This window comes from Gilliamella sp. B3367 (genome assembly GCF_026536825.1).
Classification (GTDB): domain Bacteria; phylum Pseudomonadota; class Gammaproteobacteria; order Enterobacterales; family Orbaceae; genus Gilliamella; species Gilliamella apicola_E.
Genome location: NZ_JAFNNJ010000005.1, coordinates 89,221 through 101,081, shown reverse-complemented (window position 1 = coordinate 101,081; position 11,861 = coordinate 89,221). Strand labels below are relative to the sequence as shown.

The 11,861-nt window shown below is 38.6% G+C and carries 9 protein-coding genes and 1 pseudogene; 4 read left to right on the top strand and 6 right to left on the bottom strand.

The annotated features are described in order from the left end of the window. Nucleotides 1-328 precede the first annotated feature (328 nt). From J3U23_RS12100 to J3U23_RS12095, 3 genes and pseudogenes are all read right to left on the bottom strand, one after another. Nucleotides 329-467, bottom strand: a pseudogene (locus J3U23_RS12100) (RtcB family protein); the annotation flags it as partial. A gap of 150 nt (nucleotides 468-617) precedes the next feature. After that, nucleotides 618-1,439, bottom strand: a complete 822-nt coding sequence (locus tag J3U23_RS08680) for a hypothetical protein (protein ID WP_416380099.1) — start codon at nucleotides 1,437-1,439, stop codon at nucleotides 618-620. A gap of 162 nt (nucleotides 1,440-1,601) precedes the next feature. Next, complete coding sequence (locus J3U23_RS12095) at nucleotides 1,602-1,730, bottom strand: hypothetical protein (RefSeq protein WP_416380100.1); 129 nt, start codon at nucleotides 1,728-1,730, stop codon at nucleotides 1,602-1,604. Between the two features lie 265 nt (nucleotides 1,731-1,995). Here J3U23_RS12095 and J3U23_RS08670 point away from each other — a divergent pair, with 265 nt between their 5' ends. Beyond that, nucleotides 1,996-3,393, top strand: a complete 1,398-nt coding sequence (locus J3U23_RS08670; RefSeq protein WP_267339031.1) for an RtcB family protein — start codon at nucleotides 1,996-1,998, stop codon at nucleotides 3,391-3,393. A gap of 293 nt (nucleotides 3,394-3,686) precedes the next feature. Here the strand turns inward: J3U23_RS08670 and ggt are convergent, their stop codons facing one another. From ggt to J3U23_RS08655, 3 genes are all read right to left on the bottom strand, one after another. After that, nucleotides 3,687-5,426 carry a gamma-glutamyltransferase gene (ggt, locus tag J3U23_RS08665; RefSeq protein WP_267339030.1) on the bottom strand — a complete coding sequence of 580 codons (1,740 nt, stop codon included), beginning with the start codon at nucleotides 5,424-5,426 and terminating at the stop codon, nucleotides 3,687-3,689. Nucleotides 5,427-5,553: 127 nt separating this feature from the next. After that, nucleotides 5,554-6,420, bottom strand: coding sequence for a pyridoxal kinase PdxY (pdxY, locus tag J3U23_RS08660; protein WP_267339029.1), 867 nt, complete (start codon nucleotides 6,418-6,420; stop codon nucleotides 5,554-5,556). Nucleotides 6,421-6,432: 12 nt separating this feature from the next. Further along, nucleotides 6,433-7,710, bottom strand: coding sequence for an MFS transporter (locus J3U23_RS08655; RefSeq protein WP_065733644.1), 1,278 nt, complete (start codon nucleotides 7,708-7,710; stop codon nucleotides 6,433-6,435). Between the two features lie 340 nt (nucleotides 7,711-8,050). Here J3U23_RS08655 and sat point away from each other — a divergent pair, with 340 nt between their 5' ends. The 3 genes from sat (at nucleotide 8,051) to J3U23_RS08640 (ending at nucleotide 11,819) form a co-directional block, all read left to right on the top strand. Beyond that, nucleotides 8,051-9,211, top strand: coding sequence for a sulfate adenylyltransferase (gene sat, locus J3U23_RS08650; RefSeq protein ID WP_267332204.1), 1,161 nt, complete (start codon nucleotides 8,051-8,053; stop codon nucleotides 9,209-9,211). A 45-nt stretch (nucleotides 9,212-9,256) separates the two neighbouring features. Next, nucleotides 9,257-9,892, top strand: coding sequence for a phosphoadenosine phosphosulfate reductase family protein (locus tag J3U23_RS08645; protein WP_267339027.1), 636 nt, complete (start codon nucleotides 9,257-9,259; stop codon nucleotides 9,890-9,892). Between the two features lie 139 nt (nucleotides 9,893-10,031). Beyond that, complete coding sequence (locus tag J3U23_RS08640; RefSeq protein ID WP_267339026.1) at nucleotides 10,032-11,819, top strand: assimilatory sulfite reductase (NADPH) flavoprotein subunit; 1,788 nt, start codon at nucleotides 10,032-10,034, stop codon at nucleotides 11,817-11,819. The last annotated feature ends 42 nt before the right edge of the window (nucleotides 11,820-11,861 follow it).

Sequence of the window (11,861 nt, the reverse complement as noted above, 5' to 3'; positions counted from 1 at the left end):
CACAAAAATTTATCTTACTTGAGCTTTATGTATAGCGATATCATTAATTAGCTGATAAAACAACTAATCGCCCATTAATTTTTCAAATATTCGCCCTTACGCCCCACGCGCAGTGGAACGGGGAGCCAGAGGGGTTGGTTTGAACCCCTCGGTCGCCTGAACACCTGAACTTCAATATTGCACGGTGGCTTTCAAGGCGAAACCCATTGCAATAACCTAAAGGGAGGATCTGTAAGGATCTTATTGAAGAGAAAACTAATGCAATTACAGTGCTTAGTAAGTTTGGCAATTTAAAGTTGATAGTAGTAAAGATTAAATAAAAATCGAGGATTTCATTAATCACATTAGCATCTTTTCGACATTCGACATGTGCCGTTGCTTTGATTTGATCTTTAATGGTAAATCTGTTTCTCGTCGCTGTTGGGTTTATCATTCACAACACAATGTGAACAGGAGCAGAAACTATCTGCTTTGACCAGTTATTGTAAAATAGAGCTTTTTGCGATTTCGAGAACCAAAAAACAGAAGAGTAATGATGCCGACAGGCTGAAAAAATATTTGGTGGGCTGAGTTGGGATGAGATTCAACAGCCCCTAGAGCAAATTAGAGATTATGAATTAAAGACCAAATAATTGCTTCACCATTTGTTGATTGTATTTATCCTGACCACGCCAATAAGTGGCATATACCCAATCGTGTTTTCCCCTTGTTGGGCGTTCATAAGAAGCGGGTTGTAAAATCCCCACACAAGCCAAAATCTCAATAATGGTGTTACGTTCATCCTGATTGGATTTAAAGTTAGGTACATCCGTCAGTTTATCACTCAGTGAACCCGGATAATCATCTTGCTGACAGGATGCAATAATGGCTAATATCCCTTTTAAAATAGCTATATCATCTTTGGTCGGTTCAGAGATTGCCTGTTTAGTGAATTGCATGAGATCAAAGTAGGTATAAAGTAAATCACCATGACGCACTCCTCCCCACTTTATTCGTTCAAAGTTTAAGATATTTAAATCTGCTTTGACGTAGTTTTCATTACCAATCATGCCATATTTGAGATCACGGCAGACCTGACACGTATGGGATGAATGAATCATTTGGCCATCTTGATAAGATTGACCAGACACGACTGGCGTATATTGATGCGCTGTCATTAATTTGGCGATAAAGTATGATGCAATACCTGAGCGCCAATCAAGTCGCCGCGTTGATAAGCTGCTCAAAAAGGCCTTGGCAACGTGTTCAAGTGTGATTGTGGAGACGATGTTTATGATTTTATTGACACAATCATCGTGTGATATGGTAATGGGATCAAACATTAATCCTTTTTCTTTCGCATACGCGAAGTCGTTCGGCTCTGTTTTTATCTCCTTTCTGTCCTTCCAGCCATTTTTCCAATAGGTTTGAAACAGAATCTTTTTTGCTTTTTTGTCCATTTAATCACCGTATTTGTCTATTTTACTTTGAATTAGCACGAGTGAACCCTCTAGCCATTGAGTTTAACTCATTGCGATAAATGATCAGATTCAGCAGTGATGTGATGTTTTTCTTTTACTTCAATTAGCTTCGATCCGTCATTCAAAGTCACGTGATAATCTTTAGCAAGCAAATAGTGTGTTAACACTTGCACAAGCCCAAAGCCAAATTTCCAAAGCATAGGAAAACCTTCCCAATATTTGGATTGAAAAATACAAATCATCACCCAAAATGATCGGCTGTTTTTGCATATCAATCTGCCAAGGTTGACCATCAATAACACCTTTTAAGATTTAAATAAACTTCATCAATTTATCGGTGAGTTTGCTATTTTAAAGCAAATGAGCGAGTCATAAAAATAAATTTATCAGACTTACTATATCAATTTTATCCTTTACAAATAAACAATCAGCGTATAAAATTCACCCGCTTTCCTGAATAGTGCTGCTGCAGGAAAACAGTAATTATCTTCTCAATTTGAGTAGACGCTTTTTTATTGTTTTCTAGGTGGCTATTATGTCTACATTTTCCCGTTTACAAAAACGTTTGTCCCGTCTTGGGATTGAAAGTCATTTTAATAATGATATTTATACTTTAAATAAAGAAAGTACATCTGCTCAGATTTTGTTACCGAGTCCATTGCCTTTAGAGCAAAAAGCGGTAGAACAGCTACTGAACTTTGCATCTGTGAGCGTTCCTAATAGTGTAGGGAAAGTTTGCATGGCTCGTGCTACACCTGATTTTCATCCGGGTGCGGTTGCGCCTGTTGGTAGTATTGTTGCAACTACACAGGATTTAGTTATTCCGGCAGCAATTGGTACCGATATTAATTGCGGTATGCGGCTTTTTACCACGGGTTTAAGCTTTGATCAGGTGTGTGAACAAAAATCGACAATTATTGCACAATTAAAACGTGTGTTATTGCAAGATGAGCGTGATGTACCTGTTACGCCGCAATCTTTTCAGGCATTATTCGATCAAGGTCTTGGAGCATGGTTATCGGCGTTACCGCAGCAAGGTTTGTGGAATTCAGTTAATTATGAACGGTTACACGCAGAGCTTAATAAAATATCGGGTAATCACTTAATTAAGGCAGATAGTCAGTATGCGCCTGAAGCCTTTTTTGAAAAGCGCGATATTATTCGCCCAGCGAGTTTAGGTACTGTCGGATCTGGTAATCATTTTGTCGAGTTACAAATTATTGATGATATTATCGATCGGCATTTAGCTTATCAATTAGGTCTTGAAAAAAATAGTGTCGTCGTCATGATTCACACCGGATCGCGTGATGTTGGTTTTTACATTGGTCAGCGTTGGCAAGATAGAGCAAAAGCTTTATGGCCGATTAATGAAAAACAACCAAAATCAGGATTGTTTGGTTTAACAGATAGTCACGCACAGGCCTATTTACAAGCTATGGGCGTTGCTGCGCGTTATGCTTGGATTAATCGAATTGTGATTACCGAATTGATACGTAAATCGCTTGCAACTATTTTTCATCAAGATGATAGTCAACTTGTGGTCGATATTTCACACAATATCATTTTGCCTGAACATGAGATGAATATTCATCGTAAAGGGGCAACGCCTGCTTATGCTGGTCAGATAGCTTTAATCCCTGGCTCAATGGGTGATCACTCTTATGTGGCAGTAGGTAAAGGTAATGCAGATTGGTTATGGTCTTGCTCACACGGTGCAGGTCGAGCAGAAAGACGACAAGCTATGCGTAGCAAAAAAGTCGAATATGATAAGGTTAATTTGCCATGGCAATGTATTACCTTAAAAGAAGAACGCCTACGTGAAGAGGCTCCTACAGCCTACAAACCGATCACACCGGTGATTGACGCACAACAAAACGCCGGTTTGATTCAAACAGTGGTTAAACTTAAGCCGTGGATTACGTTTAAGGTGTAATTTTTATACAACAACCGCATTGAATTGGCTTGATGCGGTTTTAAAAATTACTTTGTTTGCGCAAGCATTGGCTAAATCAGCAAAAAAACTCACAACAACTTGTTTATAGCAAACAATACCAAGCCAATAGTTATTGCTTATTAAAATTTGTAAAAAATATTGAGGAGTCTATACCGTTATCCGGTTTAAGGTTTCCAACATTTAACGGTGGAAACCTTAACAAGATTATATATAGTTTAAAAGGGATTTTTCTGTGTTTAGCAACTTTATTTAATAGCTATACCCAAATAGTATCAATACCCAGCCGCTAAACCATCCCCTCTCGGGTCGGTGGCGCCCATTAGTAGATGATGATTGGTATCGATAAGAATGGCACCGGCATGACCCATGGTATCGGTGTAATCATCAACAATTTGCACATCATGCCCACGTAATTTGAGGGAATGAATTACATCGTTAGGTATGCGCCCTTCCACTTTAAGATTATTGGAAGATGCACCCCATGTGCGGCCATGTAACCATCTTGGTGCATTAATGGCATCTTGTGGTGTCATGCCAAAATCAACAATTCGTGTCACAATTGCCGCTTGCGTTTGTGGTTGTCCTTCTCCGCCCATGGTGCCATAAATCAGATAAGGTTTATTATCTTTTAAAAGCATGGCTGGATTTAACGTATGAAAGGTGCGTTTATTTGGCTCTAAACGATTAATATGGTTAGGATCTAAGGAGAAAAAACTACCACGATTTTGCAATAAAATTCCTGTATCTTTAGCAACAATGCCAGAACCAAAATCATGATAAATACTTTGAATAATAGATACCGCATTTCCTTCTGCATCAACAACACCAAACCAAACGGTATCGCCTTTAGGATCTAATGGCTTTATTTCTACACGAGCCTTTTGCATATCAATCTGTTTTGCTTGTTGCTGACCATGTTGGGTAGATAATAAGAGATCAAGCGGAATCTGATTAAAATCGGGATCAGTAAGGTATTTATCTCGATCAGCAAATGCTTGTTTTGTTGCTTCAATTATTAAATGGTAATAATCCGCACTGCCTTCCCCCAAAGATTTTATATCAAAATTATTGAGTATATTTAGAATCTCTAACGATGCCATACCTTGTGTATTGGGTGGTAGATTATAGGCAGTATATTGTCGATAATTAACATGGATCGGGGCTACCCATGTAGCACGATGCTTAGCAAAATCATCTAAAGTCAATACACCACCATGGCTTTGCAGATCGTTGACAATATTTTTGGCAATATCACCCTGATAAAATTCCTTAGCGCCTTTATTTGCAATAATTTTTAATGTGTTAGCTAAATCGGGTTGTTTAAGGATTTCGCCAATTTGGTAAGCTTGCCCATCGTCTTTTAAGAATACTTTTTTAAACTCCGAAAAACGCTGTAAATTCCGAAACTCTTTGTCTTTTGGATCAATATTGATTGTTGTCCAATAATTTAGGCTAGGTGAAACCGAAAATCCATTTTCGGCATAATCAATTGCTGATGCAAATAACGTGTTCCACGGTAGTGCAGTTTTCATATTTTTAGAGGCATATTGGTATGCTTCATCCCAACCGGAAACCACCCCAGGAACGGTATTGGCTGCCAGATAACCTCGTGAGGGAATTTTATGGAAACCTTGATTTTTATAATAGTCTATCGTGGCTAAACTACCAGAACGACCGCTGGCATTTAGCCCTTTTAGTTCTTTGGTTTTAGCGTTGTAGATTAACCAAAAGTTATCGCCACCTATGGTATTCATTTGAGGATAAACAACAGCAAACGTTGAGGCTACGGCAATCGCTGCATCAACCGCATTGCCTCCTTTGCGTAATACATCAATTCCAGCTTGAGTCGCTAAATAATTGGGGGACGTTACCATAACATTGGTCGTTATCGGGTTAAGACAACGGGAAGGGGTATCACAGTACTTTCCTGTCTCTGATAGCGGTATATCAGCAGCACCAGATAAAGGATTAATAAGCAATAAACTTAATAATATTGGGTGTCTTTTCCACATTTTAGTCGTTCCTCAATTGTTAACAGTAACATTTTGAGGAATGCATTTTCTATGCCAAGAATAAACTAATTAAATTTTGCAGCTAAAATGATTATGACCAATGACAATAATACCGATCTTAATTGCCTTATAATGCAAGCGGTGTTCCGCGATACTGCAAATCCGGCTGTTTAATCCACTGCTGGGCATCAATAATCGCCAGCTCTCGGGCATTTTTTTGTTTGGTGATATCGAGCACGTGATTTGCAGCATTGGCAGCGAGTTCAAAGGCGGTTAATTGGGATTGTCCATTCACTAAATGGGCAGTAAACAGACTACAAATTAAATCGCCCACGCCCAATGGACGGTGTGGAAAATCATATAATGGTCGAGCCAGATGATAGCTTTGCGATGGTGTGGCTAAAATCATTTCAAATAATTCCGTCGTTTTACCGGCATGTAGCAGATTTTTAACCAATATGGCTTGAATCGGCTTATTTTGCAGTGTTTTTATGGCGTTAAGCACATCGTTAAAGGTTTTAATTTCCAGATTCGATAATATCTGTAATTCCAATAAATTTGGCGTGATATAGTCAGCGTATTTGATTGCTTGCTTAGTGAAGAAATCAATAATATTTTGTGGCAGAGAGCTGCCTTTATTGATGTCGCCCCCCATCACCGGATCGCAAACATAAATCGCATTAGGATTATAAAATTTTATCTTTTTTACGGCTTCAAGGATTTCTTCACCTTGTTCGGCAAGTCCAATATAGCCCGAAATAATGGCGTCAATGGATGACAATACGCCAATTTTTTCTAAACTATTGACGATTCGAGTGATTTGCTGAGCGCCCAGCACAATGCCGTCATAATGTGGATAAACCGTATTACTCGATAACTGAACGGTGTGAATTGGCATCACTTCGACACCTTGCAATTGCATCGCTAGCGTCGCCACTTTATTACCGGCATAACCATAAACAACATTGGACTGAATTGATAAAACAGTTTTCATATATTGACCTTATTATTCATCATAATAACGATATTTGCTTAACAAGTAGATGCAGATAATGGATATCAGTGCTAAACCGCAATAAAACAAGGCTAAGGGTAACCAAAAACTTTTGAAGGTATAAATAACATAACCACCTATCATCGGAATTAAGCTACCAAAAATAGCTGCACACCCTTGATAACTCATTGATAACCCAGTATAACGCATTCTGGCAGGGAAAATACGACTCAAATACCCAGCTATTACACCATAAAAACCGCTGTAACAAATCACATTTAACGAAATCCCAATAATAAAACTGGTTTTTGTGCCTGAATTTATAATCGGGAATAACAAGAATACCGATGCCATTGCCAACATTGCTGTACAAATCAAAAAGCGTGTTGCCGAGAATTTTTCTGACCAATAAGAGATAAACGGTTGAGCAACAAAATGGACAATAGCGATCCAAAACAGTGCATCAACTATCACTGATTTTTCGACACCAAGTACCAAAGTAGTATAACCAATCATTAAGGTATTGGAAAAGATACCGCTAAATGACAGCACATTAGCACCAATCGCTAATATTAATAATGGCAATGCTTTTTTAAATACTTCAATAATCGGTGCTGACTCTTGCTTTAAGTCCGCTTGTTTTTTAGATGCTTCAACAAAAACCGGCGATTCGGTTAACGTCACTCTAGCAATAATGCCAATAATTAACAAAATCGCACTGGCTAAAAAAGGAATACGCCAATAACCACTATCAATCAGTTCATTAACAGGTAAACGAATAATATAAGAAAAAACCAGTAATGCTAAAATATTGCCTGCTGGGCTTCCCCACTGAGCAAAGGATGAAAAGAAGTTTTTCAACCCTTTAGGCGCATGTTCATTCGTCATCAACACGGCACCACCCCACTCACCACCAACGGCAACACCTTGTAAAATTCGCAATGCAACCAATAACGTTGGTGCCAAAATACCTGCTTGTTGATAAGACGGTAATAACCCAACAAAAGTGGTCGCCGTCCCCATTAAAAGCAAAGTGATAATAAGTGATTTTTTACGCCCTAAACGGTCACCAATATGCCCAAATAACATCGCACCTAAAGGACGGGATAAAAAACCTACTGCAAAGGTAGCAAATGCCCCTAAAATTTGTACAAACTCGTTATCAGACGGAAAAAATAGCTGACCAAAAATCAATACCGATGCTAACGCATAGATATAAAAATCATACCATTCAATAGTAGTACCAATAAAAGCAGCAAAAGCCACTTTTTTTGCAGATGAATTTGACATAAGTAAACCTTGGGTAGAGGAATGTATGACCAATAATGAATAATAAAACTAGCACAAAGCTATCAACATCACAATTCGTTATCTGAAAAGAGATTAAAAATTATATATAGAAATTTAATAATATTTCTATTTTACTAAATACGTTCAACTTGATGTATGCGAATTAATTATAACACTTTAGCTTTGGGCTTCCGATAACTTTTATCTTATTGTAGTGATAACATCTTCAATCAATTTTGAATATGCACAAATCGCATAATGGTATATAAAATTGATATTTCCTTATTTATCGATAATCGCTTTTAATTAGATTTAATAAAAATATCGGTAAGGAATCATTATGGGATTGATCGCGCCTCATGCTAGTGACAGTTTACAACCTTTACAGGTTAATGACGATGAACGGCTAGCCCTGCAACAATATGCAAAAAATTTACCAGCCATTACCTTATCCAGTCGTGAAACTGGAGATTTAGTCATGTTAGGCATCGGGGGTTTTACACCTCTGTATGGCTTTATGCGAGAAGAGGACTGGCGTAGCGTTTGCGATAATATGCATTTAGCGAACGGGGTTTTTTGGCCAATTCCCATAACCGTATCCGTGACCGATGCTCAAGCTGATACCCTAAAATTAGGTGATGAAATCGCTTTAAAAACACCAGATGGGCAGATAATCGGTATTTTGAATGTGGATAGCATTTATCGTCCAGATAAACAATATGAAGCTAATCAGGTATTTACAACGACAGATCCAAGCCATCCTGGTGTTGCAATGCTGATGGCTCAACCACCGGTTAATTTAGGTGGTAAAGTCCGGGTTCTGCACGATAATGGCTTTAAAGCACAATTTGGTCAATATGCTTTAACGCCACAACAGACACGGGAACGCTTTAATCAATTAGGTTGGAAAAAAATAGCGGCCTTTCAAACTCGTAATCCAATGCATCGCTCACACGAATATTTAGTTAAAACCGTGTTAGAACTTTTTGATGGTGTGCTTATCCATTCATTATTTGGTAACTTAAAACCCGGCGATGTACCGGCCAACATTCGTCTTAAAGCAATTAATAGTTTAATTCATAATTACTTTGTGCCAGATTCCGTTATTCATTCCGGTTACCCTTTAGATATGCGCTATGCTGGGCCGAAAGAGGCGTTACTACATGCCCTTTTTAGACAAAATTATGGTTGTAGTCATCTTATCGTCGGCCGCGATCATGCTGGGGTTGGGGATTTTTACTCACCGTTTGCTGCACAAGAGATCTTTAGCCATTTGCAAGACAACGATTTACTCATTAAGCCAATTAAAATTGATTGGACATTTTATTGCCATAAATGTGACGGTATGGCATCAACGAAAACCTGTCCACACGGTAGTGCTGATCACGTTCTTATTTCAGGCACGGAGGTCAGACGGCGTTTACAAGCCAAAGAGCCGATACCAGAAACATTTAGTCGGCCAGAAGTCGTTGCTGAGTTATATCAATGGGTAAATCAGTAATCAGCTAAATAGTTAATCATCCATAAATCAATAAAGGGAAAAGCCATGCTAGATTTAACTAAAGTTAACCAAAAATTGCAAAATCAGTCACCGTTAACCATTATTGAATGGGCACTGAAAAAACAACAAGATATTCCAGTTAAAAGTATTATCAGTACCCATTTTGGACCTTATGAGGCAGTACTTTTGCACCTTGTTACCCAAATCGATCCGAATATTAAGGTTGTTTGGGTTGATAACGGCTATGCAACCAATGCAACCTATCGTGTAGCCAATGAAATTACTAAGCAACTTAATCTTAATCTACATATTTTTGTCCCACAAAGGACGACTGCTTATTTAAATGTGCGATATGGCGGGCTACCTGAACTTGATACGCCGGAACACACCGAGTTTACACAAATTGTTAAAATTGAGCCGTTTAACCGTGCTTTGTCTACGCTTAAACCCACATTGTGGTTTACTGCACTACGCCGTGAACAATCTGCGCTAAGGCAAGAACTCAATATTGTAACAAAAGCAGGGGACAATTTATTTAAGATCGCCCCACTACTCGATTGGACGAGTCAAGATATGCAGAATTATATCGAAAAACATAATTTACCTAACGAAATGGACTACGTCGATCCAACTAAAGGACCACAAGGTAGAGAGTGCGGTCTACATAAAATAACTTTTTGATTTTTTATAAATAAACAACATTAGACTTTACTGGCAAAAGGTAAGTGAATCTAAGTTGGTTGGATTTACCATAGCACGTTAAGGTTACGAGCCAATAGCAATTTAACGATAGCTAAACGCTATCAGATAAGGTCATCGTATGAGTACACAACAATTTCCTTTTAATTGTGATGAATTAAAAAAAATTATTGAAAATTACAACGATAAGCAGCTAGCTTGGTTATCGGGTTATTTATGGGGGCGGGCGGAAAAAAGTTCCGTCGAACAAGTTTTACCGAGTACCACTCTCCCCTCCAATATGACACAAGCTGAGCAAAAAGTCACAATTATATCGGCATCACAAACTGGTAATGCCCGCCGAGTAGCTAACGAGTTAAGTCAGGATATTGAACGTTTGGGTATTGCGGTGACTCATCTGCCGGCAGGAGAATATAAAGCTAAAAAACTCAGTCAGGAAGAGATATTAATATTGGTGACCTCAACCCAAGGTGAGGGAGAGCCACCGGAAGAAGCGTTGTCACTCTATAAATATCTGTTTGCAGCTAAAGCGCCTAAATTAACTCATTTACAGTTTGCGGTTTTTGGCTTAGGCGACGCTTCTTATCCAAAATTTTGTCAAGCCGCTAAAGACTTTGATCAACGATTCGCTGAATTAGATGCTCAGCGCCTGCTAGTACGCGTAGATGCTGATACAGATTTTCAAACCGTAAGTACCTCTTGGCGACAGGCAGTGATTGATAAACTTAGTCAATTACAACTATCAAACACACAATCGCCAACAGAAAATTCAACCAGTATAGCCGTTAACAGTAGCCTTTATCACCGCGATAATCCATTTATTGCAACCGTTAACGTTAATCAAAAAATCACCTCACGCGATTCAGATCGTGATATTCGTCATATTGAGCTTGACCTGTCCGATTCGAATCTTCATTATCAACCTGGTGATGCGGTAGGTGTTTGGTATCAAAATAGTAATGAACTTGTGGAGGAGATACTAAGTATCACCCAGCTTGCAGGTGAAACGCCAGTTGAACATCATGGACAACAGATCGCTTTAAAAACGGTTCTGACTGAATATGTTGAATTGACTCAAAATACGCCGATCATTATTGAAAAATACGCTCAAGCCGTTCAACATCCCGAACTTCTTACCTTAATGGGCGATCGAGAAGCCTTATTGGAAATGAGTCAAACATTACCACTGGTTGATATGCTTAACCGCTATCGTGGCAAGATAACGGCACAGACCTTTGTTGAATTGCTTCGACCTCTTACTCCGCGTTTCTATTCCATTGCTTCTGCGCAAGATGAAGTTGGCTCAGAAGTTCATCTTACCGTAAATGTAGTACGTTATCAGGTCGACGATAAGATCCGTATGGGCGGCGCATCTGGATTCTTAGCAAATCAAATTGCAGATCAAGATCAAGTCAAAATTTTTATTGAGCATAATGATAATTTTCGATTACCTGATGATACTCATGCACCAATCATTATGATTGCTGCCGGTACGGGCATTGCCCCCTTTAGGGCGTTCTTACAACAGCGTGCGAGTCAAGGTGCTACCGGTAAGAATTGGTTATTCTTTGGCAATCCACATTTTATATCCGATTTTCTCTATCAAGTGGAATGGCAGAGCTATGTTAAAGATGGTCTGTTAACTCACATAGATCTTGCTTGGTCACGAGATCAAGCTGAGAAAATCTATGTACAAGATAAATTAATTGCTCAAGCCAGTGATATTTGGCAATGGCTACAAGAAGGTGCCTTTATCTATGTTTGTGGGGATGCTAAACGTATGGCAAAAGCGGTTGATTTAGCGTTTCAACAAATTTTGATGACTCAAGCACAATATAGTCAAGAACAAGCTATCAGTTATTTGGATGAATTAAGAAGTCAAAAGCGCTATCAACGAGATGTTTACTAATGATAAACAGATACAACAACTAATATTAATTTATCGAGTGAT

Coding starts and splice junctions, on each gene's coding strand:
- J3U23_RS08655 (WP_065733644.1), bottom strand. CDS start 7,710: ATGTCAAATTCATCTGCAAAAAAAGTGGCTTTTGCTGCTTTTATTGGT.
- pdxY (WP_267339029.1), bottom strand. CDS start 6,420: ATGAAAACTGTTTTATCAATTCAGTCCAATGTTGTTTATGGTTATGCC.
- J3U23_RS08645 (WP_267339027.1), top strand. CDS start 9,257: ATGCTAGATTTAACTAAAGTTAACCAAAAATTGCAAAATCAGTCACCG.
- J3U23_RS08670 (WP_267339031.1), top strand. CDS start 1,996: ATGTCTACATTTTCCCGTTTACAAAAACGTTTGTCCCGTCTTGGGATT.
- J3U23_RS08640 (WP_267339026.1), top strand. CDS start 10,032: ATGAGTACACAACAATTTCCTTTTAATTGTGATGAATTAAAAAAAATT.
- sat (WP_267332204.1), top strand. CDS start 8,051: ATGGGATTGATCGCGCCTCATGCTAGTGACAGTTTACAACCTTTACAG.
- ggt (WP_267339030.1), bottom strand. CDS start 5,426: ATGTGGAAAAGACACCCAATATTATTAAGTTTATTGCTTATTAATCCT.
- J3U23_RS08680 (WP_416380099.1), bottom strand. CDS start 1,439: ATGGACAAAAAAGCAAAAAAGATTCTGTTTCAAACCTATTGGAAAAAT.
- J3U23_RS12095 (WP_416380100.1), bottom strand. CDS start 1,730: ATGCAAAAACAGCCGATCATTTTGGGTGATGATTTGTATTTTTCAATC.